The sequence below is a fragment of the Camelimonas fluminis genome (assembly GCF_014656355.1).
In the GTDB taxonomy this organism is placed as follows: Bacteria; Pseudomonadota; Alphaproteobacteria; order Rhizobiales; family Beijerinckiaceae; genus Camelimonas; species Camelimonas fluminis.
On sequence record NZ_BNCG01000001.1, the window covers coordinates 512,330 to 535,014 of the forward strand.

A 22,685-nucleotide genomic window follows, 5' to 3' on the forward strand; every position below is an offset into this window, starting at 1 on the left:
GGAAAACCCGCCGCCTTTTTGGCGTTCGCAGTTCAGGCGTTTCAGGAACGGTTGCCGCGCGGGCCGTTCATGAAGCCGATGCCGGCGAGATCGCCGCCGTGGCCTTCCTGATGACGGCCGCCTTCGCGGCGCGCGCCGGGCTGGCCGCGTCCCTCGGGACGGGCGCCCCGGCGCGGCGCGCCATTGCGGCCGGCGTTGTCGCGACCATGACCCGCGGCGGCGCGCGGCGCGGCCTGCTGGTCACGGCCTTCGCCGGCCGGAGCAGCGCGGCGGCCGCCGTTCGCGTGGCCGCCATTCGCATGCCCACCGTTGCCCTGGCCGCCATTGCCCTGGCCAGCGCCGCGGCCACGGTTTTCCTGACGCGGACCGCGCTGGCCGTCGCCGCGACCGGCGCCCTGGGGGCGACGCTGCTGTTGCTGGCGCGGCGGACGCGGCGCCTCAGGAGCGATCTCGGCGTCTTCGGTGGCGCGGGGCTCAACCGGGATCGACTGGCGGGTCAGCCGCTCGATCTGGCGCAGCAGGCCGCGCTCCTCACGGTCGACCAGCGAAATCGCCGAGCCGCTGGCGCCGGCGCGGGCCGTGCGGCCAATGCGGTGCACATAGGTTTCCGGCACGTTGGGCAGCTCGAAATTGACGACATGGGTCACGCCGTCGACGTCAATGCCGCGCGCGGCGATGTCGGTGGCGACGAGGATGCGGGTCGAGCCGTCCTTGAAGCCATCGAGGGCGCGCTGGCGCTGGCCCTGGCTCTTGTTGCCGTGGATCGCAGCCGCCGTCAGGCCGGCGCTCTCCAGATGGCGCACGACCCGGTCGGCGCCATGCTTGGTGCGGGTGAACACCAGGGTGCGGCCGTCGCAGGTGTTGGCCAGCAGATGGGCCAGCTCGACGCGCTTCTGCGCCGCATCGACGAACACCACCTTCTGCGTCACCCGCTCGGCGGTGCTGGAGACCGGCGCCACGGCGACGCGCTCGGGATTGTCGAGCATGTCGGCGGCCAGGGCCGCGATCTCTTTCGGCATGGTGGCCGAGAAGAACAGGGTCTGGCGCTGCTTCGGCAGGACCTTCACCAGTTTGCGGATGGAGTGGATGAAGCCCATGTCCAGCATCTGGTCGGCTTCGTCCAGCACGAACACCTTGACGCCGTCGAGGCGCAGGGAGCCGGTCGCCATATGGTCGAGCAGGCGGCCGGGGGTGGCCACCAGCACGTCAACGCCGCGCTGCAGCATCTGGGCCTGGGGGCCGTGGGAGACGCCGCCAAATACGGTGGCGACCGAAATCCGCATGTGGCGCGAGTAGGCGCGGACGGAATCGGCGATCTGGCCAGCCAGTTCGCGGGTCGGCGACAGGATCAGCACGCGGCACTGGCGTGGCGGCGTCCGGCCCTTTTCGGCGGCGAGATTGTGCAGGATCGGGAGGGTGAAGGCAGCCGTCTTGCCGGTGCCGGTCTGGGCGATGCCCATGAGGTCGCGTCCGGCCATGACGTGGGGGATTGCCTGCGCCTGAATCGGCGTGGGATTGGCATAGCCCTCGTCAGACAGCGCCGAGAGGATCGGCGCCGCAAGGCCGAGTTCCTGGAAAGATGTCAATGTAAAGCTTCCGGAGCCCTGGGTCGCGCGGGACGCAAAGGGCCGTTGCGGATCGCCCTGCGTGTGGGGCGTCCAGAAATTGGGCGTCGGCGGGGCGAAGCGGGACCAAGCGAAATCCGGTCGAACCAGACCGGCGTTTTGCCCTGTCTCTTCAGATGATGCATTTACGGAAAATGCTTCAGAAGCTTCACGCACGCGGCACGCACGCCGCAGGCCGCATCAGGCGGCTACGACGGGGCATGTGCCGCTTTTGGGTTGAAATGTCAAGGGACAGCGCTGACGCGCCCCTCGCCCAGCCATTCCCGGGGCCGTTCCCGATCAGGATGGACCGGAGGCGGCTCCGTGGCTCCCGGTTTTGAGCGCGTGCTGATCGACCAGACGATTTCGCCTGGTTGGAAAGCGCTCTAGCGGGCGCCGCAGGAGACCGGCGCGAGCCGGGCGCGCCAGCGGGCGACGATGGCGCCGGCGCCTTCCGGAGCGGCGCCAGCCGAAGCCGCGGCTTGTGGCGTGACGCCAGCGTCGGCGAGCAGGCGCCGGACGCTGTCGGCATTGGCCAGGGGCTGATCGGCGGCCAGCGCCACGCCCGCGACGGCCGGGGCGGCGGTCTGACCCGAGATAACGCCGACGATGGCGCCGGTGTTGTCCAGCGCCAGGGCTCCGGCGCCGCCGGGCTGGAGCGCGGCGTTGACCTTGCCGGTCTGTCTGGTTTCGATGAACTGGCCCGGGATCACGGACAACTGCGGCTTGCCAGCCGGATCGGCCGTCCAGGCGGCGAGCACCAGCGCGCCGGCTGGCTGCCCGTCGCCCGCCGGTGCAAGCGTGATGGGGCCAGCGTTGGCCGGATTGACGCCAGCGGCGGACAGCAGGCTGAGGTCGCTCTGGCGATCGCTGGCGGTGACCGTCGCGGTCGCATCGCCAAGGCGGATGTCCTTGCAGCCGCGCACGGCGGCGGTGGCGGTGAGGGCGCGGCCTGGTCCGATCAGCAACGCCGTGCCGGTGAGTGGCGAACTGGCGAACTGGGATGTCGCCGCCGCACCGTCGGGCCGGAGGGCCGCCTGGGCGCCAGAGGCGGGCTGGCCCGGCTGCTGGCCGCCAGATGAGGCAGCCCCCGGCGGAATAGCTCCTGGCTTGCCGGCAAACGGGACGAAGCTGTTGGCGATGGCAATGGTCACCCGGTCCATCGCCGCGGCGTCAGTGACAGGGTAAACGAAGGTGAAGCCACGCAGTCCGTCTGGCCCGGCGGCGACGCGGGTGAAGAAGCGGCGGGCGCCTTCGTCGCCGGTGACCACGGCGAAGTCCGGCCGCAGCAGTTTGTAGGTGACTTTGCGGCCAGGCGCGGCGCTGGTGGCGCGGGCGAACCAGGCGGGCAGGTCGCCATCTGCCGCGCCGCCGGCGAACAGGGTGAGCGAGGCCGGCGTCCGCGACGACGACAGCCGGGTGCGGCCAGGCGCACTCTCCTTGCGGTCGAACAGGCGGGCGGGCGAACCGATGCGCGCGCCGGTGGCGGCGTCATCGATCTGCGTGAAGCCAACAGCGCTTTTTTGTTTGTTGGCGGCGGCGCGCAGCACGGCGAGGCCTGGCCCGGCGACGACCGCGCCTGGTTGCAGCAGTTCGCGTTTCTCAAAGGCGGCCACGGCGTCGGCGGTGCGCTGGCCGAAGGCGCCGTCGGTCACGCCATTGTACAGGCCAAGCCAGACGAGCGAATCCTGCACCGCCTTGCGGTCGGCCTCAGGCAATGCCTCCCACCGTTCGCGTTGCTGTTGCAGTTGCAGGGCGCGCTCGGCGGTCGACACAGGACGCTGGGCCTGCGCCTGCAGCGGCAGGGCGCCCAGCGCCAGGCACAGGGCGGCAAGGCTGATACAGCCAAAGCGGGCGCCAGCCGGGCGCATCGCCCTGCTGCGTTTGCTGATGACCGCTCCTGTCTGGCGCATGCCGTGTCCTTTTCCCCAACCTTGGCCAGATCCAACCCTGAATCTGATCCGCCTGGAATCAACCAGCCGACATGGAAGAGGTCAATTGTGCGGCGGCGGCGGGCGGCTCACGAGGCGGTTACGCATGGCAAATATTGCGAGCGCCGACGCTGCATGCTGCTGGTCACGAGAAACTGAGGCCGCCGGCTGTCGCGTGGCCTTGCCGTGATCGCCAGCGCGCGGGAGACTCCCTCGCGCCGCCCGTTCCGGATGTTTGCAACCTGAATCAGGGTGATCGTCTATCTTGTTGATATTGCGCATTTTTACCGAAATTTGCGGCGTGCTTGCTTGAAAGCGCCCGCGGCGCAAGGGCAGAATAACGCAGCCGGAGCAGGGCATGACGGGTCAGTCAGGGAGAAACGGTATGGGCAGCAGGCGATCCAGCGAAGCAGGCGCCGCCTTGACGCCGCCTGACGTGAGACTGCCGCGTTCGCAACCGGCGCGCGACGTTCATGCGCGGCGCCGATCCGGCGTCGCCGCCGCCCTGTTCACCGGAGCGCTTTTCACCGGTGCGCTGGTAGCCGGATTTGGCGCCTTTGCGTCGCAACCGGCGCTGGCCCAAGTCCAGGCCCAAGCCCAGGTCCAAGCCCAGGTCCAGACTCAAGCCCAGACCGGGGCCGCGAACCTGGCTCGCCCGGCCGCCCGCCAGGCCGACGTTTTCGTGCGGGAGGATCTGGCCAGCAACGCCGTGCGCCTGGAAACACGGCTGCGGGCCGAGCCAGGAGCCGGCCAGCGGCCGGGCGCGCAGGCTCGCCAGGCTGCGGAAATGGCGCTGGGGCGAGGGCAGTGGGCAACGGCGATGGCCACCGCCCGCGACGCCATCTTCGCTGATGGCAAGGACGCCGCCGCATGGCTGATCTGGGCCCGCGCCGCCCGTGAGGCCGCGCCGGGCGACCGCTCGAACAGCTGGCGGTTGCGCAATGACGCCATCACCGCCGCTTATGCTGGCTATCAGTTCGCGACGGAGCGACAGCAGAAGGCCGAAGCGCTGGCGGAACTTGGCGCGGCGCTTGCCGCCACCAGTTCCTGGCGTCCGGCCCTGAACGCCTATGCGGCGTCGCTGGCGCTGGCGCCAGCGCCGAACGTGCGCGCCGCCTGGGCCGATCTGCGCAAGAAACACGGCTTCCGCATCACCAATTACAAGGTGGATTCCGACGCCGCCTCGCCGCGCGTCTGCTTCACCTTCTCCGAGCCGCTGGCGCGCGGTCGGGTTGATTTCGCGCCCTTCGTGGCGCTGGCCGGCGCCGCCAATGCGGCGGTGACGACCGAAGGGCAGCAGCTTTGCGTCGACGGGCTCCGCCATGGACAGACTTATGGCGTGGTGCTGCGTCAGGGGCTGCCGTCCGCTGTCGGCGAGGACCTGCTCGCCAACGCCGACTATCAGATCTATGTCCGCGACCGTTCGGCCATGGCGCGCTTTACCGGCCGCAATTACGTGCTGCCGCGCACCGGCCAGGAAGGAATTCCGGTCGTCACGGTCAATACCAGCGCCGTGCGGATCGAGCTGGCGCGGATTGGCGACCGTTCGCTGTTGCCGACCGTGCGCTCGGGCAATTTCATGGCGCAACTGTCGCGCGATGGCGTCGACGAGGTGCTGACCCAGAAGGGCTACAAGGTCTGGTCCGGCGACCTGGAGGTGAAGTCGCAGCTCAACGCTGACGTTATCACCGCTTTCCCGGTGCAGGAGGCGACGGGCGGCAAACTGGAGCCGGGCGTCTATGTGATGACCGCCCAGCCGGTCGGCGCCGTGCCGCTTGATCGGGAATCCGACTACGGCGAGCGGGCGACGCAGTGGTTTGTCGTTTCCGATCTGGGGCTTACGGCCGTTTCTTCCGAGAATGGCGTCAGGACGGTTGTGCGCTCTCTGGCCACCGCCAAGCCGGTTTCCGGCGTCGAGGTGCGGCTTGTCGCCCGCAATAATGACGTGCTGGCGACGCAGAAGAGCGACGCCAGCGGCGTCGTCGCCTTTGACCCGGGGCTGGGGCGCGGCAAGGGGGGCCTTGCCCCCGGCATGGTCGTGGCCAATGGCGCCGATGGCGACTACGGGTTTCTCGACCTGGAGCAGACCGCGTTCGATTTGAGCGATCGCGGGGTCAAGGGGCGTGAGGCTCCCGGGCCCATGGACGCATTCCTCTTCACGGAGCGCGGCGTTTATCGTTCCGGCGAAACCGTGTTCCTCACCGCCCTGCTGCGCAACAACCGGGCCGAGGCGACGGCTGGCGCGCCGCTGACCCTGGTGGTGCGTCGGCCGGATGGCGTGGAATATCGCCGCGCTGTGGTCGAGGACCAGGGGCTGGGCGGCCGGTCGCTGTCAATTCCACTGCTCTCCGGAGCACAGGGCGGCACGTGGCGGGTCAAGGCCTATGTCGACCCGAAGGGCGATTCCGTCGGCGAGGCCACCTTCCTGGTCGAGGACTATGTGCCTGAGCGGCTGGAGGTGAACCTGAAGCCGGCCGCGCCGGTGTTGCAGCCGGGCGAGCCGGCCCAGGTGGCGGTGGATGCGCGCTATCTCTATGGCGCGCCTGGCTCCGGGTTGACCGTGAGCGGCGAGGTTGGCGTCGCCGAGGCGCCGGCGACGGCGGTGAAGGGGCTGGACGGCTACCAGGTTGGCATCGACGATGAAAAATTCGAGGCGGTGACCGCCGAGCTGGAAGAAACCGTCCGCACCGACGGGGCTGGCAAGGCCGTGGTTTCGGCGCCGGTGAGCGACGTGGCCGCCGCCCGGCCGTTGCAGGCGACCGTGACATTGCGCGTTGGCGAGGATGGCGGCCGCGCCGTCTCGCGCTCGGTGACGCTGCCGATCCTGCCCGCCGGTCCGGTGATTGGCGTCAAGCGGTTGTTTGGCGAACTCAACGCAGGGGCCACGGCCAATTTCGACGTGGTGATGGCCCAACCCGACGGCGCCCGCATGGCCCGGCAGCTGAAATGGAGCCTGTACAAGGTCGAGCGGCGCTATCAGTGGTTCAACAGCGACGGCCGCTGGAATTCCGAGCCGGTGAAGACCAGCCGCCGCGTCGGCGACGGCGTCATCGAGGCGACGGCCGGGGCTCCGGCCCGCATCGCCGCGCCGGTGGACTGGGGTTCCTGGCGGCTGGAGGTGACGTCCGATGGCGGCGGAGCCGCCGCGGTCACCAGCGTTTCTTTCCATGTGGGCTATGGGGTGGAAGCCAGCGCCGATACGCCGGACGCTCTGGAGGTGACGCTGGACAAGGCCGCCTACAAGGCCGGCGACGTGATGCAGGCGCGCATTAACGCCCGCTTTGGCGGCACCGCCACGTTGATGATCGTCACGGACCGGGTGCAGCATGAACAGGCCGTGTCGCTGGCCGCAGACGGAACGACGGTAAGCGTGCCGGTGAAAGCGGACTGGGGGGCGGGCGCCTATGCGGTGGCCTTCGCCCACCGTCCGCTGGATGTGGCGGCGAAACGCATGCCCGGCCGGGCGCTTGGCCTGTCGTGGTTCTCCATCGATCGCGAGCAGCGCGAGCTGGGTGTGACGCTGGCGCCGCCCGCGCAGATGCGACCACGCAGCCAGTTGGCGATTCCGGTGACGCTCACCGGGTTGAAGCCGGGCGAGGAGGCGTTCGTCACCGTCGCGGCGGTGGACGTCGGCATTCTCAACCTGACCCGCTACGAGCCGCCAAGGCCGCAGAATTATTATCTGGGGCAGCGACAGCTGGGCGCGGAGTTGCGCGACCTTTACGGCTATCTCATCGACGGCATGCAGGGCGCGCGCGGCGCCCTGCGCTCCGGCGGCGACGCGGCGGCGCTGATGCAGGGCGACGCCCCGACGCAGGAGCCGCTGGCGCGCTATTCCGGCGTGGTCAAGGTCGGGCCGGACGGCAAGACGGTGGTGAATTTCGACATCCCGTCGTTCAACGGCGCGGTGCGGGTGATGGCGACGGCGTGGAGCGCCGGCCGCGTCGGCTCGGCCAATACGGACGTGGTGGTGCGCGATCCGGTGGTCGTCACCGCGACTGCGCCGCGCTTCATGGCCATTGGCGACCAGTCGCGCCTGCACGTCCAGGTGGACAACGTGGACGCGGCGCCGGGCGACTACGCCGTCAATGTTGATCTGGCTGGCCCCGGCCTCGCGCCGGCCGACGCCCTGTCGCGCACGCTCAAGCTGGCGAAGGGCGGCAAGACCTCGTTCGAGATCCCGCTGACCGCGACGGGCAAGGGCGTGGTCAGACTCGCCATCCAGGTGAACGGCAGGGACGTGGAGGCGAGCCAGACCGTGGCGCTGCGGACCCAGCCCGGCGCGCCGGCGCTGGCGCGGCGGACGGTGCGGCCATTGCCGCCCGGCGCATCGGTCGAGCTGACCGGCGAGTTGCTGGCGGATCTGGTTCCGGGAACCGGCGTAGCCTCGGTTGCGGCGACCCAGTCGACGGCGCTCAACGCCCCGGCGCTGCTGCGGGCGCTCGATCTTTACCCCTATGGCTGCACCGAGCAGACGGTGAGCAAGGCGCTGCCGCTGCTGTACAGCAACCAGTTGGCGGCGGCGCACGCCATGCCAGCGGACAATGACGCCGACCGGCGCGTCAACGATTCCATCGCCCGCGTGCTGTCGCGGCAGGACAGCAACGGCTCATTCGGCCTGTGGTCCGTGGGCGGCGACGATATCTGGCTCGACGCTTACGTGAGCGACTTCCTGACCCGGGCGCGCGAACGCGGCTTCTCCGTGCCACAGCAGCCGTTTGATCTGGCGCTGGAGCGGCTGCGCAACACCGTCGCCAACGCCGGCGATTTCAACGCCAGCAGCAGCGACGGGCTGGCCTACGCCATCTATGTGCTGGCCCGTAACGGCCGGCCGGTGATGGGCGATCTGCGTTATCTCGCGGACACCAAAATCAGGGAAATCTCCACGCCGCTGGGACGCGCCCAGGTGGCGGCGGCGCTGGCGCTGCTGGGCGACCGGCCCCGCGCCAACAACGCTTTTGGCGCGGCTGTGACCAGCCTGAAGAGCGAGACCAGCGGCGTCTGGCGTCCGGACTATGGTTCGCGGCTGCGTGACGGCGCGGCGATCCTGACGCTGGCCGCCGAGGCGGGCGCAGGCGCCGATCTGGTGCAGCAGGCGGCGACGGTGGTGGAGCAGTCGCGGGCGGTAGTGAACTACACCAGCACCCAGGAGAATGTCTGGCTGCTGCTGGCGGCCCTGGCGCTGGAGAAGGACGCGAAGAAACTGCGCATCAGCTTCAATGGCGAGACATCCTCCGGCGGACTGTCCCGCAATCTGGACGCCGCGGCGCTGGCCCAGCCGGTGCGCATTGGCAATGTCGGCGACGAGCCGGCGCAACTCACGGTGACGACCTCGGGCAATCCGCTGACGCCGGAGCCGGAGCTGTCGCGCGGCTACAAGGTGGAGCGCGCCTATTATCGCCTCGACGGAACGAAGGTTGATCCGGCGACCCTGCGTCAGAACGACCGGCTGGCGGTGATGCTGCGCATCACCGAGTCGGCGGCGGAAAACGCCAGGCTGCTGGTGGTGGACCACCTGCCGGCGGGCGTCGAGATCGAGAACCCGAAGCTGGTGGAGGGATCGTCCCTGTCGGCTTTCGCCTGGGTCGACAAGGACCAGACGGCGCCGTCGGCGACGGAGTTCCGCGACGACCGTTTCGTCGCCGCCTATGAGCGGCGCAAGGGCCAGCCAGCGTTCATCAATGTGGGCTACATTGTCCGCGTGGTGTCGCCGGGTCGCTTCGTGCATCCGCCGGCGACGGCGGAGGACATGTACCGGCCGGACCGGTTCGGCCGGTCGGCCTCGGGCGTGATGACGGTGGAGGCGGCGCGCAAGCCGTGAGCGGGACCGAAACAGCAGGGGGGACGGCCTCTGGCGGGCGTCGCGGCCGGTTGCTGCGGCGGCTGGGGCTGGTTGCGCTGCTGCTGACCACGGCCGGCGCCGGCGCCGGCTATCTGGCGCTGCAACACTATGCGGCTTCGCTGGGGCCGATTGATCTCAGCGTGTTGCAGCGAACCTCGCCGCTGGCGCTGGACCGGGATGGGCGGCTGTTGCGCGCCTTCGCCACGCCGGAAGGGCGCTGGCGACTGCCGGTGAAGCTGACCGAGGTCGATCCGCATTTCATCAATCTGCTCAAGGCTTATGAGGACCGGCGCTTTGATGCGCACGGCGGCGTCGACCCTTTTGGCGTGGCGCGGGCGGCGTGGCAGCTGGCGCGCAACGGCCGGGTCGTGTCCGGCGCCTCGACGCTCAGCATGCAGGCGGCGCGGCTGCTGGAGCCGCGTGAGGCGCGCAGTTTCTCCGCCAAGCTGCGGCAGATGGTGCGGGCGGTGCAACTGGAGCGCCGCCTGGGCAAGGAGGGCGTGCTTGTCGCCTATCTGACCCTCGCGCCCTATGGCGGCAATATCGAAGGGGTGCGCGCCGCCTCGCTGATTTATTTTGGCAAGGAGCCGGCGCGGCTCTCCACCGCCGAGGCGGCGTTGCTGGTGGCGCTGCCCCAGTCTCCCGAGGCGCGCCGGCCGGATCGGAATCCGGCCGCCGCCGGCGCGGCGCGGGCGCGGGTGCTGCAGCGTGGCCTGGAGGCCGGCGCGCTGGTCGCCGCCGAGACCGAACGCGCCAGCGCCGCCGCCATGCCGGCGGCGCGACGGGCGCTGCCAATGCTGGCCCCGCATCTGGCCGAACAGGCCATTGCCGCGCAAGACGGCGGCTCAGGCGTCGCCGCGCCCGTCTACATGGCGGCGCTGGAACCGGAGGCAGTGATCGCCCTGGTTCCGGGTGCCCCCGGCCAGGGCGCGCAGGTCGCGCCGAAGGCGGGAACCAATGTGACGCTCGCCATTGACGCCCGCCTGCAGGCCGCATTGCAGGCGCTGGCCGAGGAGCGCGCGGCGGGGCTGGGACGGCGCATCTCCGCCGCGATTGTCGTTGTCGACAACGCCACCGGCGAGGTGCGGGCGCATGTGGGATCGCCGGATTATTTTGATGCGGAGCGGGCCGGGGCGGTCGACGCCAGCCGGGCGGTTCGCTCGCCGGGCTCGGCGCTGAAGCCGTTCATCTATGGCCTCGCCTTCGAGCAGGGGTTGGCCCATCCGGAAACCGTGCTGGACGACCGTCCATCACGCTATGGCGCATGGGCGCCGGAGAACTTCGAGATGGGGTTCCTGGGCACGGTCAGCGCCCGCAAGGCGTTGCAGATGTCCCTGAACCTGCCGGCGGTGGAGTTACTGTCGGAGCTTGGCGCGCCGCAATTGCTGGCGCGACTGCGCGGCGCCGGGGCGCGGCTGGCCATGCCGGACGACGCTTCGCCGGGGCTGGCAGTGGGGCTTGGCGGCCTCGGCGTGTCGCTGGTCGATCTCACCATGCTTTACGTGGGGCTGGCGCGCGGCGGCGACGTGGTTCCACTGCGCTGGCGGCTGGACGATCCGGTGGGGCAGACCCGGCGGCTCACGGATCCGGTCGCGGCCTGGTATGTGGCCGACGCCCTGCGCGAGGCGCCGCCGCCAGCCAACGCGGTGACCGGGCGGATTGCCTTCAAGACCGGGACTTCATGGGGCTACCGCGACGCCTGGGCCATCGGTTACGACCGCCGTTATACGGTCGGCGTCTGGCTGGGGCGGGCTGACGGCGCTTCGGTTCCCGGTCTGGTGGGGCGTGTCGCGGCGGCGCCGGTGCTGTTCGACGCCTTTGCCCGCATCGGCGGCGAACCGCAGCCCTTGCCGCAACCGCCTGGCGTGCTCAGGGCGACGGCGGCGACGTTGCCGCCGCCGTTGCGACATTTGCGCAAGGGCGCGCCCAAGACCATCGCCGCGACGCTGATTCCGCCGCTGCGCATTTCGTTCCCGCCGGATGGCTCCAGCATCGATCTGGGCGCGGGGTCGGGGGGAGCCTTGCCGGATCTGGCCCTGCGCGCCAATGGCGGCGCGCCGCCGTTGCGCTGGTTTGTCAATGGTGCGCCGGTCGGCGAGGCGCAGATGCGACGGCAGAGCTTCTGGAAACCCGATGGCGCCGGTTTCGCGCGGGTGTCGGTGATGGATTCGCGCGGAACCAGCGACAGTGTGCAGGTGCGCATCGAGTAGCGGTGCAAGGCGCCCGGGAGGGGCAACGCAACTGGTGCGTTTTGCTCCATCTTTGCGGATGTGCGCGATCTCTGGTTGCGTCGACGGTTTCCCGGACGCGAGCATTCTTGTCGGGAGCTGGCGGGATGGGCAAAATTCCGCCGGATCGGAACCTCTGACCGGGGAAATGTCCCTGATTTTGGCTTAAGCGCCATGAGTCAGGCGGCGTACAGTCCTTAAAAAGCTCCAATGTTCCGGTATCGGTCGCAACAGGTTCATGGGGTGATTTCGGGACGACTTCGCCGGGCCGCCGGGATTTATGACCAGACGCTTGCGGGCAGGGCTGACGCCCGACGGCCCGGTTGAGGCTCTGGGGCGCGATCCCCATATAGGGACCGTGGAATTGCTCCGCGCATGGGATGAGTTCGGCTCCGGCGTGTGTGAGAGCGCTTCAGGTGTTTTTCGGCGCCGCCCGCGCTCCGGACTGACGTGTCGTCAGGTGGATTGTCGCGAGCGCGTTGTTTGCTGAGAGGGTGACTGATGAGGATCAGGTTTGGGGCCGTTTCCCGCATGGCGCTGGTGGCAGTGATGCTGGCTGGAGCCGCCGGAATGGCCGCGCCGGCGCTGGCGCAGGCCAATGGCGAGGCTCCGGCGGCGGCCGGCGCCGTGACGGCGACAGGCAAGGACGCGACACGCGCGCCGACGGCGGTTGGCGCCGTGGCGGCGGCGACGGCCACCTCCGCGACCGCATTCTACAGTGGCCAGAGCGGGTCGCAGTGGATGGCGAGCAAGCTGATCGGAGCGACGGTTGTCGGCGCTGACGACAAGGCCGTTGGAGCCATCACCGACCTGGTGCTGGGGCCGGCGGGCGCGACCGAAGGCGCCGTGATTGGCGTGGGAGGTTTCCTCGGCGTCGGCGAGAAAAAGGTCGCCGTGCCGTTTGGCAAACTTGAGGTCGTGCGTGGCGAGGACGGCAAGGTCGACAAGATCCGGGTCGCCCTGTCCCGTGACGAGCTGGAAAAGGCTCCGACCTTCGTCACGCTGGCTGAACAGAAAGCCAGGGCCAAAGCCTCGGAGCCGGCCAAGCCGTCGAAGTGAGGCTGCCAGGCGCGTCCGATATCCTGGTTTGCACAACGACAATGCCCGCGCCTGTTGCGGGCATTGTCGTTTTTGCCGGCTTGCGGGACCTGGCCGCTGCTGGCCGGCCTGCATGGGAAGGTGAGGGCAGGCGCTGATGGGCCAGCGCTTTTTGGCCAGGCGGAAACCTCTGGTCGATCGGAATTCGCTCAAAACAGGGAAAACCGGAGCAATTGCCGATCCGTGCAGGCCGGGAATTGCTCCGGGGCCAGTGAACAAATCTGAGCTGTGAGGCGGCTCATGTCAGGTCGCCGGGACGGTGCATCGGCGACCTGCAAAGCTCAGGCCGGCGCACGCATGTCCTTGCAGGAAATGCGTGCGCCGCGCCAACTTCCCCAAAGCTCAATGCGTCTGACCCTTTGGCTTTTGGCGCCAGCAGCTCCACGGATCAGGAAGCTCTCCAGCCTGGACAGCGCCTGTCAGTGATAGGGGTCCGCGGCGTCGCGCAGGCCGTCGCCCATGAAGTTGAACGCCAGCACGACGATCACCACCGGGATGATGGGCGCCAGCAGCCACGGGTAGAGGTTCACCGCCGCCAGGTTCTGCGCTTCATTGAGCAGCACGCCCCAACTGGTGATCGGCGGGCGCAGGCCAAGCCCGAGGAATGACAGCGCCGTCTCGCCCAGGATCATCGACGGGATCGACAGGGTGGCGGAAGCGATGAGGTGGCTCATGAAATTGGGGATGAGGTGGCGCCCAATGACCCGCGAGCGTGAGGCGCCCATCAGTTCAGCCGCCTTGACGTAGTCCTCCTCGCGCAACGCCAGCAGTTTGGAGCGGACGGCCCGCGCAAGGCCCGGCCAGTCGAGCAGGCCGAGAATGATGGTGATGCCGAAGAACACCAGCAGCGGGCTCCAGTTCGCCGGCAACGCCGCCGACAGCGCCAGCCATAGCGGCAATTCTGGCAGCGAGCGCAGGATCTCGATCAGCCGCTGGATGACGTTGTCGACCCAGCCGCCGAGATAGCCGGCGAGGCCGCCGAAAAACAGGCCGAGGGCGAACGATACGGCGATGCCTACCAGACCGACCGTGAGCGAGATCCGGGCGCCATAGATGATGCGGGAGAACATGTCGCGTCCCAGCCGGTCGGTGCCCAGCAGGAACATGGTGCCGTCCTTCGGCGGACAGACCAGATGGAAGCTGGCGTCGAACAGTCCCCAGAACCGGTAGGGCTCGCCCGGGCAGAAGAAGCGGATCGGCTGCGGCCGGCTCACGTCCACCTTGTAGTCGCGGGTGAAAGTCTCTTCGTTGAACGTGAAGCTGTAAGGGTAGACGAACGGACGATGCAGGCCGCCGTCGTGGAAGATCCGCAACGTCTGCGGCGGCGCGTAGAGAAAGTCGCCATTGCGCTTTGTCAGGCCGTAAGGAGCGATCAGCTCCACGAACGGCAGGCTGGCGTAGAGCGCCACCAGCACCAGCGCCGAGATGACGGCGAGCCGGTGGCGGCGAAACTTCCACCAGATCAGCGTCAGGGCCGAGGCGCGCAGATAGCGCTCGTCCTCATTGGCCGTGGGCTCGCTGGCGCCGGGGTCAAACGGCGCGGTGTCGACGAAATGCGGGGTTTTGGATTCACCGCGAGGCGTGGAAGGGAGGTTCATCGTGGGGGTCGTGCTCATGCCGCTCACCTCGCGCCCATGCGGATGCGCGGATCCAGCCACGCCAGCAGCAGATCGGAAATCAGCATGCCGACGACGGTCAGCACCGCCACGAACATCAGGATGAAGGCTGCCAGGAACTGGTCCTGACTCCGCAGCGCCGCCAGCAGGATGGGGCCGACCGTCGGCAGGCTCATCACCAGCGACACCAGAATGGAGCCGGAGACGAGGCCAGGCAGGATATGGCCGATGTCGGCGACGAACGGGTTCAGCGCCATGCGGAACGGGTATTTGAGCAGGGCGCGGGTCGGCGGCAGGCCCTTGGCCTTGGCCGTGACGTAATACTGCTTGCCCAGTTCATCGAGCAGGTTGGCGCGCATGCGCCGGATCATCGCCGCCGTGCCCGAGAGGCCAATGACCAGCGTCGGTACGATCATGTGTTGCAGCAGTGATTTGAACTTGTCCCAGTCCCACGGGGCGGTGGCGTATTTGGGATCATACAGGCCGCCAATGGAAATGCCGAACCAGCGGTTCATGTAATACAGCAGCACCAGCGCCAGCAGGAAGTTGGGGATGGCGAGGCCGAGATAACCGAGCAGCGTCGCCAGGTAGTCGCCCCACGAGTACTGGCGCGCCGCCGAATAGATGGCGATCGGGATCGAGACGATGTGGACGAAAATCACCACGGCGATGTTGATCGCCAGGGTCAGCCACAGGGCGTCGCCCACCACCTCATTGACCGGACGATCGTACTCGAACGACCAGCCCCAGTTGCCCTGAAGCAGCCCGGAGAAGCCATTGGGGCCCGGCCAGACGCCGAGCCAGGCGAGATATTGCTCCCACACCGGCCGGTCCAGACCATACTGCTTGATGAGGAACGCGGCCTTGGCGGCTGCGGCCTCACCGCCCTGGGCGCGCAGTTCGGCGATCTGGTTGGTGAGGAAGTCGCCTGGCGGCAGCTTGATGATGATGAACACCAGGCAGCTGATCAGCAGCAGGGTCACGGCCATGGTGGCGAGGCGCCGCAGAACGAAGCTGATCATGCCGGATTGCTCCCCCGACGCTCCGGGCGGACCCAGAACAGTTCGTCCATGCGATAAATCCCGAGCAGCGCCGTGGGCGCCCAGCTGTAAAGCGCAGTTTTGGGGAAATTGATCAGGCCATTGCGCAGGGCCACCGGCTGCAGGGCGCCGGCGACGGTGCCGATCGACCACACGTTTTCAGAGTGTAACCCTAGCATCTCATGCCAGGCGCGGGCTTTCACCGCCTCGTCCGTGGCGTTCATCCACGACGCCATGGCGACCAGAAGCTTCTTCGCTTGCGGATCGTCGCAGGCTTCGCCGCTCTTGCCCTTGGTCTCGGCGTATTGCCCCCACCTCGGCCACGACATGTTGTCCTGCTGCACCGGGGCCAGTTCGGTCGGCGCCATCTGCGCGGTGGGAATGGCGTTGTCGAGCCCGGCGGAGGCCACCATGACGGCGCGTCCCTCATAGGCGCGGTTGCGCAGGATGGTGCGGTCCTGCGGCTTGATGAACAGTTTGATTCCGACCTCGCGCCAGAACTCGGTGATCAGTTCCAGCGTATCGACGGCGAGGCCGGTGTCACTGTCTACTTCCACCACCACTTCCAGTGGCCGGCCGTCTGGCGCCGTGCGAATGCCCGACGCCGCCGCCTTCAGGCCCATCTCGTCCAGCAGCCGCGTCGCCTGTGCGGGGTCGTACTGCGCCCAGCGGCTGCGATACTCCGGCCGAAACATCGCCGAGCCTTCCATCACCGTGTTGTTGCCCTCCTTGCCGAGGCCAAACAGCAGGGCGTTGTTGATGGTGTGCCGGTCGATGGAAAGGGACAGCGCCCGCCGCCAGCGCACGTCGCGGTTCAGCGCCCGCCACATGGGGTCGGCGACGGTGAGGTTGGGGTAGAGCGCCAGCTCCGAGCCACGGGCCATGCGCCACAGCAACGTGGCGTAGTCGTGCGCCTTCTCGCCCTGCTTCAGCACGGGAATGTCGCTCATGATCAGGCCACGGGCGAGCACGTCGACCTCGCCGGCGTTGGTCTTGGCGGCGAACAGGCTGGCGGAGGCGATGTCGGCGATAACCCGGTCCACATAGGGCAGTTGTGCGCCGGCGCTGTCGATGCGGTGGAAATAGGGGTTGCGCTCAAAGATGATCCGCGTCGCTCCGGCTTCCACGGGGCGCCACGGGAACAGGGTCGGCAAGGTTGGGCTGGAATTCTCCAGCATGGCGTCCATGCGGTTGTGCAACGGCGCCCACGATTTCACCCGCGCCTTCTTGACCAGTTCCGCCAGTTGCTCGGCCGGGGCGTATTTGACGTGATATTGGCGCAGCACGTGGGCGGGGCGATAAATATAGGGGTCTTGCGGACCAGCGAGCGTCGGCAGGAACAGCGGATTGGGGCGCGGCCAGGAATAGCGGACGGTGATCTCGTCCAGCACCTCGAATTTCGGCTCCTGGCCATCAGCCAGCAGGAACAGCGGCGGGCCGGACGGCGTCAGCGCCGGGTTCCTGATGATGTCCTGCCAATAGTAGCGGAAGTCTTCGCTGGTGAAGGGATGGCCGTCGGACCAGCGGTGGCCGCGTCGCAGCCGCAGGGTGAAAATGCGGCCTTCCACCACGTCGACGGCAGCCAGCACGTCGGGCTGCATCTGCAACTGTTCGGTATAGCCGACCAGGCGGGTGTAGGCGTTGGCCGACAGATAGCGGATGTCGCGGGCGCGGGCGATCAGCGTCGTCATCTCGCCGCCGGGCGTCCCGGTGCGCCGCCCATGGGCCGGCAGGTCGACCACCAGCGGGTCCTGTGGCAGGCGCTCCTTCAGCGGCGGCAGGGAGCCGGCTGTGACCTGCGCCTGCAGCAGCGGGCTTTCGCCGGCGCCCTGGCCCAGCGCCGTCTGGCCGAGCAGCGGCGCCGCGGCGAGAGCGACGCCAGTGGTGAGCAGGGCGCGGCGCGAGATTCCCTCAGCTTGCAGGGTGTCCGGGATTCTACGGTGATCGCGGGTCATGCCGCGGCCCTCCCGGCGGCGTCTCCCAGCCGCACGTAATGTTGCGGCGCGACTTCGCGCATGAGCCCCGCCTCGCCGGTCTCCAGCCGGTAGGGCGCGGGCCATTGCGTCGGTTCGGAGAAGCGGCCGGAGCGGAGTTTCTCGAAGTCCAGCGGATGGTCGAGGTCCGGCGCCGGCACCGCCGCCAGCAGCGCCTGGGTGTAGGGATGCAGCGGCGCGTTGAACAGGGTCTCGCGCGGCGCCTGCTCGACGATGTGTCCCCGGCACATCACGGCGATGACGTCGGCCATGTAGTCCACCACCGCCAGATTGTGCGAGACGAAGATGTAAGACAGATCGAGCGCCTGCTGCAGGTCTTTCAGCAGGTTCAGCACCTGGGCCTGCACCGAGACGTCGAGCGCTGAAACCGGCTCGTCGCACAGCAGCACCTGCGGCGACAGGGCAAGGGCCCTGGCGATGCCAAGGCGCTGGCGCTGGCCGCCGGAGAACGAATGCGGATAGCGGCGCAGGGCGTGACGGTCGAGGCCGACCATGGCCAGCAGCATGCTGGCGCGCTCGAACTGCTCCTGCTCCGTCCCGACGTTGTGGATGCGCATGGGCTCGGTCAGCAACTGGTAGACCGTCATGCGCGGATTGAGCGAGCCATAGGGGTCCTGGAAAATGAACTGCACGGCGCGGCGATAGCGCATCAGGTCATTGCCCTTCAGCGTGCTGATGTCGCGCAGGCCGTCGCCTTCATCGTAGCAGATGGTCCCGGAATCCGGCGTGATGGCGCGCATGATCATCCGCGACACCGTGGTCTTGCCGCAACCGGATTCGCCAACGAGACCAAGCGTCTGCCCAGGCATCAGCGTCAGGCTGACATCGGACACGGCGCGCACCTGGCGGGTCTGGCCGGAAAACCAGCCGGAGCGCAGGGTGAAGGTTTTGGAGATGTCGCGCGCTTCCAGCACCGGGCCGGCCGGGCGCTTCGTCGCCGGGCGCGCCTGGGCGGCGAGCAGACGCGCGTCGGCAACCTCGCGCAGCGGCGTCAGGCGTTCGCCTGGCTTCATGTCGAAGTGTGGCGCGGCGTTCATCAGCGCGCGCAGATAGGGATGCTGCGGATTGCGGAAGATGGTCTCGCGATCGCCGGATTCGACGATGCGTCCGCGATACATCACCACCACGTCGTCAGCCACATTGGCGACAACCCCCAGATCGTGGGTGATCAGCAGCACTGACATGCCGGTTTCCGCCTGCAGGTCGGAAATCAGCTCCAGGATCTGCGCCTGGGTGGTGACGTCAAGAGCGGTGGTGGGCTCATCGGCGATGAGCAGGGCCGGCCGGCAGATCAGGGCCATGGCGATCATGGCGCGCTGGCGCATGCCGCCCGACAGCTCAAACGGATAGGTATTGAAGATGCGGCCTGGCTCAGGGAGTCCAACGCGCTGGAACACCGCCTCCGCCACCTCGCGCGCCACATGCGCCGGCACGCGGTTGTGCAGCATGTAGGCTTCCGTCACCTGATCGCCAACGGTGTGCAGGGGCGAGAGCGAGCTCATCGGCTCCTGGAAAATCATGGTCATGCGGTCGCCGCGCAGGGCGCGCATGTCCTTGCCGGAGGGATCAAGCCGGGTGAGGTCCACCGGGGCGTCCGGGCGATCCGGATCGTTGAACAGAATGGAGCCGCCGGTGATGGTCGCGGCCTTGGGGAGGATGCCCATCATCGCCTGGGCGGTGACCGACTTTCCCGAGCCGGATTCGCCCACCAGCGCCACGGTGCGACCGCGCGGAATATCGAAGGAAACGCCACGGAGCGCCTGCGTGACGACGCCGGCGCCCGTGAAGCTCACGGCGAGATCCCTGATGCTGAAAAGCGGCGTTTCACTCAACTGATGCCCCCGGACTTTGGCGTCTCAAGATCGCGGCGGATATTCCACATTCATTCGTGTGGATCTGTCTTCTCCAAGCATTAAACAGGTTGGCCCCGCAAGGCTATAGAGCTGCGTTGCGAAACAGGACGCCTTTGGGGATGGTTTTGGCAAGGTTGCGCGTTGAGCGGCGGCGCGACCGGAAAATCCGGTCGCCCGGCGGCTGTTCCCGCCGGCTGGCCCGTCCTGTTATTGCGCGGCGGCGCCTCTATTGCGCGGCGGCGCCTTGCGACAGGGCGTCATCGATGGCCGTCATGCGCGCGGCGGGATGGGCGGCGATGAGGCCGAGCAGGATGGCGACGAAGGCGTCGATGCGGGCGTCGTGAACCAGATGGTGGGTGAGCAGGCCAATGGGCTCAGGATCGGCGGCGGGCGCGGTGAAGCCGGCGATGGCCTGACACAGCGCTTCGGCGAGGTCCGCCGGACCGACCAGGCTGCGATCGCCGCGCCAGGCGATGGGGTCGATGTGGGCGTTGACCTGCGCCAGGCCTGGCGCGGCGAAACGCGCCGGGCGGCGCCGGAAGGTCGACAGGCCGGTGAACCCCGCTCCGGCCAGTCGCGGCGTCAGGGCTGGGCTGGCCCGGTTCCACGGCGGGGTGAAAACCGGGCGCGTTTGCGCGCCAAACAGGGCGTGGATGCGGGCCAGTCCTTCTCCCGCCCGCCGCGCCAGTTCCTCCGGATCGCCATGACTGAACTCGCCCTTTTTGGCGTTCGCCGGGGCGAGGTTTTCGTGGTTGAGGCCATGAACCAGCACGGCGACGTGGGGCTCGCCGGCAAGGCGATCCGCCAGTTCAGATGTGGCCCGGGCAGGGATGGCGGCGATGGCGAGCGGCGCATGATGGGCGCGGGTCAGCTCCAGCAGCCGCTCCAGTTGCGGGGTCGGCGCGACCGCGTCGTCGTCGCGATGCCAGAAAGCGACGCTCCGGCCAGCGTCGCCGGCGTGGTCCAGGGCGGCTTTCACCGGGCCCAGGGCGGCGGCTATGGCGGTGATGAGCGGGGTCACGCCCGGGCTGGCGATGGCGGGCCGGTCCGCTGCCAGTCGTTCAATGAGCTGCGCCGAGCAGTCCGCGCCGTTCACCGCGACGCCGTGATCGCTGGTCCCTCCGCTGGCCTGCGCCGCGCTGACGGCGGCCAGCAGTGTTGTCGCCGTCACCTCCTCCAGGGCGATGTTCTGCACGAGGCCGCGGGCGGCGAACAGGGCGGCGCGCTGGGCCTGTTCGGTTTCCCCGCCTTCAGCGAACGGAACCACAACCGCCGGCGCGCCGGTGGCGAGAATGTCGAGGGCGGTGTTGTAGCCGCACTGGCTGACAGAGGCGGCGCAGCGGCGCAACAGATCACGGAAATCCGGCCGGGCGCGTTCGATGATGGCGTTGGCCGGCGCGGCATGGCGCAGGCTGGTCATGGCTGCTTCCGCCACCTTGTGGCCGACGAGCAGACGCCAGACGCGCCGTTCCGGGTCAGATGTCGCGGCCGCCAGAGCTGCGTGGAGCAGTGGCAGGGCCGCCGCCGAGCCGCCGCCGGAGACGACGATCCCGGCTCGGGTGGGCGCCGTCGCCGGGGGCGGCGCGGCCGGGCGGTTGTCGTCGACATAGCCGGTGTAGTGCAGGCTGGGCTTCAGGTCGTCGGCGATGGGCCATGAGGCCTCCAGCGGAACCACCGCCGGGTCAGAATGAACCAGCACGCCGTCGTAGCGGGCGCGCAGCAGGGCGTGGGCGGCGTCGATCTTCGCCTGTTTGGCTGGTCGGGCGAGGATGTCGCGCACCGAAGCCAGCACGAGGGGCGGTCGCGCCAGCCCTTGCGCTGCATCCAGAATGGCCTGAAATTCCGCGCCCAGGGCGCGCCGGCCGAAGGGAAACAGCTCTGTCACGAGCACATGCGGTTGCAATTGCTCCAGGGCTTTGCTGGCGATGGCGATGCGGCGCCGCGCCGTTTCCGGGCGCAAGGGCGCGCCGCCTTCCTCGCGCAGGTTGGAAAACGCCGTCCCCACCACATGCAGGGGCGGCAACTGGATCAGTTCGACCCCATCAATGCGTAGCAGCGTCGCCGGCTGGCCGCCGCTGATGATCTGCGCCACATGCCCACGCGCCGCCAGCGCCCGCGCCAGGGAGGCGGCCCGCGTCAGATGGCCGACGCCGAGCAGATGGGTGACCACAATGGCGATGCGCAAGCTCATGGAGCGTCCCGTTCTGCCAGCAATGGCGCCAGCGTATCCCGTAAAATCGCGGCGGCGCTGGTGAGGCTGCGCTGCTGGCGGACAAACGCGGCGCCGGCCGCGCCGGCGGGACGCAGCAACTCCGGTTGCCCAAGCAAATCATCCAGCCGGGCGGCGAAGCGACCGGCGAGCGTCGTCTGTGGCCTGCCGGCGACCAGCCAGCCCGTTTCATGGTTCCGCACCACGCCGCTGACGCCGCCGGCATCGCCGGCAAGCACCGGGCAGCCATTGGCTTGGGCCTCCAGCAGCGCCATGCCAAACGCCTCGTTGATCGCCGGCCATACCAGCAGATCGTGCGCCGCATAGACGCCGTCGAGTTCTTCCTGCGACGCCAGGCCAGCCAGGATCACCCGTTTGCCGAATTGCGCGAACAGCGCCGCGACGTCGTCCCGCGCCGGCCCGTCGCCAACGATCGTCAGGCGCCAGTTCTGGCTGGCGATCCGGGTCAGGCTGTCCGCGAGGACATGGAAGGAGGCCAGCTTGTCGCCCCGGCGCAACATTGCAACGGCCAGCAGGCGGACCGCGCCAGGTCCGGCTTGTGGGCCCGGCGCCAGGCGCGGCTGCGCTGGCAGTCGCGTCAGGAACGGGGGCAGGGCGCGGCATTTCCCGGCCATGTCCGCCTCTGCCAGCTCGGCGGCTTCGAGCAGGCATGGCCGGTCGTTTTCGTTGAGTACGAATACGGTCCTGGCCTGGCGCAACGCCGCCACGGTCGCGGCGTGACCCATGCGCCAGGGGCCGCTGGCCCGGCTGGGGGCGAGCGACGCCTCGGCGACCACATAGGGAATGTCGAGCGCCGCCGCGACGGCCGGGCCGATCCAGTCCGGCGCGCGATCATAAAGGTGGTAGGTGAACCACAGGCGTGGACGGTCGGGGGCGGGCGTCGCGGTCCAGCGCGCGACCAGCTGGCCAGCCTCGCGCAGGGCTGCGTCGCGCATGGCGCCCTGCGCGTCCTGGTCTCCGGTTTTGTCGTGGCTGCGCAAACGCGCGGCGATCTGCGGGGCGAAGCCGGCCGCCGCCAGCGCCGCCAGCAGATTGCGCGCCATGGTGCGGTCGCCGGACGGCTGGGGATGGTCCGGCGGTTTCATCGGCGCGTAGAAGGCGACGGGCGCGTTGCGGACCATGGCGTCATCCTCCTGAAAACCAGAGTGAAAACCCCTTGAAGGAAAGGGGGGGCGCTCCACTCCTTTGGCCTGGCGCATGTTCACAATGCGAGACGGCCCACGCCCGGCCGGAAAATGTCGCCGAAAAT

The 22,685-nt window shown here is 68.7% G+C and carries 11 protein-coding genes; 3 read left to right on the forward strand and 8 right to left on the reverse strand.

Annotation, left to right across the window (positions count from 1 at the left end; all coding sequences use genetic code 11):
• Positions 1–41: 41 nt before the first annotated feature.
• Both IE243_RS02135 and IE243_RS02140 read right to left on the reverse strand, forming a co-directional pair.
• Positions 42–1,586 (reverse strand): DEAD/DEAH box helicase, encoded by a 1,545-nt coding sequence (locus IE243_RS02135; RefSeq protein WP_191317667.1) that lies wholly within the window; start codon positions 1,584–1,586, stop codon positions 42–44.
• 404 nt (positions 1,587–1,990) lie between these two features.
• The gene (locus IE243_RS02140) at positions 1,991–3,517 is read right to left on the reverse strand and encodes a peptidoglycan-binding domain-containing protein (RefSeq protein WP_191317668.1); all 1,527 of its coding nucleotides are present in this window, start codon (positions 3,515–3,517) and stop codon (positions 1,991–1,993) included.
• A 403-nt stretch (positions 3,518–3,920) separates the two neighbouring features.
• Between IE243_RS02140 and IE243_RS02145 the strand changes: the two genes are divergently transcribed.
• The 3 genes from IE243_RS02145 to IE243_RS02155 all read left to right on the forward strand — a co-directional run bounded on the left by IE243_RS02145 (position 3,921) and on the right by IE243_RS02155 (position 12,664).
• The gene (locus IE243_RS02145) at positions 3,921–9,356 is read left to right on the forward strand and encodes an alpha-2-macroglobulin family protein (protein WP_191317669.1); all 5,436 of its coding nucleotides are present in this window, start codon (positions 3,921–3,923) and stop codon (positions 9,354–9,356) included.
• The gene (locus IE243_RS02150; protein ID WP_191317670.1) at positions 9,353–11,587 is read left to right on the forward strand and encodes a penicillin-binding protein 1C; all 2,235 of its coding nucleotides are present in this window, start codon (positions 9,353–9,355) and stop codon (positions 11,585–11,587) included. Before IE243_RS02145 ends, IE243_RS02150 begins: the two co-directional genes overlap by 4 nt.
• Positions 11,588–12,106: 519 nt before the next feature.
• On the forward strand, positions 12,107–12,664 hold the full coding sequence (locus tag IE243_RS02155) for a PRC-barrel domain-containing protein (protein WP_191317671.1): 558 nt from the start codon (positions 12,107–12,109) through the stop codon (positions 12,662–12,664).
• A gap of 458 nt (positions 12,665–13,122) precedes the next feature.
• On the opposite strand, the gene IE243_RS02160 is transcribed toward IE243_RS02155, so the two are convergent.
• From IE243_RS02160 to IE243_RS02185, 6 genes are all read right to left on the reverse strand, one after another.
• Positions 13,123–14,301 carry an ABC transporter permease gene (locus tag IE243_RS02160; RefSeq protein ID WP_191317921.1) on the reverse strand — a complete coding sequence of 393 codons (1,179 nt, stop codon included), beginning with the start codon at positions 14,299–14,301 and terminating at the stop codon, positions 13,123–13,125.
• Positions 14,302–14,324: 23 nt separating this feature from the next.
• The gene (locus IE243_RS02165; protein WP_191317672.1) at positions 14,325–15,341 is read right to left on the reverse strand and encodes an ABC transporter permease; all 1,017 of its coding nucleotides are present in this window, start codon (positions 15,339–15,341) and stop codon (positions 14,325–14,327) included.
• Positions 15,338–17,314: an ABC transporter substrate-binding protein gene (locus IE243_RS02170; RefSeq protein WP_191317673.1), complete on the reverse strand. Its 1,977-nt coding sequence runs from the start codon at positions 17,312–17,314 to the stop codon at positions 15,338–15,340. Before IE243_RS02170 ends, IE243_RS02165 begins: the two co-directional genes overlap by 4 nt.
• Positions 17,311–19,146, reverse strand: coding sequence for an ABC transporter ATP-binding protein (locus IE243_RS02175; RefSeq protein WP_244642633.1), 1,836 nt, complete (start codon positions 19,144–19,146; stop codon positions 17,311–17,313). The genes IE243_RS02170 and IE243_RS02175 overlap by 4 nt, the downstream gene beginning before the upstream one ends.
• A 286-nt stretch (positions 19,147–19,432) precedes the next feature.
• Positions 19,433–21,397 carry a glycosyltransferase gene (locus IE243_RS02180; protein ID WP_191317675.1) on the reverse strand — a complete coding sequence of 655 codons (1,965 nt, stop codon included), beginning with the start codon at positions 21,395–21,397 and terminating at the stop codon, positions 19,433–19,435.
• The gene (locus IE243_RS02185) at positions 21,394–22,557 is read right to left on the reverse strand and encodes a glycosyltransferase family 4 protein (RefSeq protein ID WP_191317676.1); all 1,164 of its coding nucleotides are present in this window, start codon (positions 22,555–22,557) and stop codon (positions 21,394–21,396) included. Before IE243_RS02185 ends, IE243_RS02180 begins: the two co-directional genes overlap by 4 nt.
• Positions 22,558–22,685: the final 128 nt, after the last annotated feature.

Excerpts from the sequence above, each read along its gene's own strand:
- IE243_RS02140 (WP_191317668.1), bottom strand. The coding sequence starts at position 3,517 with ATGCGCCAGACAGGAGCGGTCATCAGCAAACGCAGCAGGGCGATGCGC.
- IE243_RS02145 (WP_191317669.1), top strand. The coding sequence starts at position 3,921 with ATGGGCAGCAGGCGATCCAGCGAAGCAGGCGCCGCCTTGACGCCGCCT.
- IE243_RS02155 (WP_191317671.1), top strand. The coding sequence starts at position 12,107 with ATGAGGATCAGGTTTGGGGCCGTTTCCCGCATGGCGCTGGTGGCAGTG.
- IE243_RS02160 (WP_191317921.1), bottom strand. The coding sequence starts at position 14,301 with ATGAACCTCCCTTCCACGCCTCGCGGTGAATCCAAAACCCCGCATTTC.
- IE243_RS02165 (WP_191317672.1), bottom strand. The coding sequence starts at position 15,341 with ATGATCAGCTTCGTTCTGCGGCGCCTCGCCACCATGGCCGTGACCCTG.
- IE243_RS02170 (WP_191317673.1), bottom strand. The coding sequence starts at position 17,314 with ATGACCCGCGATCACCGTAGAATCCCGGACACCCTGCAAGCTGAGGGA.
- IE243_RS02180 (WP_191317675.1), bottom strand. The coding sequence starts at position 21,397 with ATGAGCTTGCGCATCGCCATTGTGGTCACCCATCTGCTCGGCGTCGGC.
- IE243_RS02185 (WP_191317676.1), bottom strand. The coding sequence starts at position 22,557 with ATGGTCCGCAACGCGCCCGTCGCCTTCTACGCGCCGATGAAACCGCCG.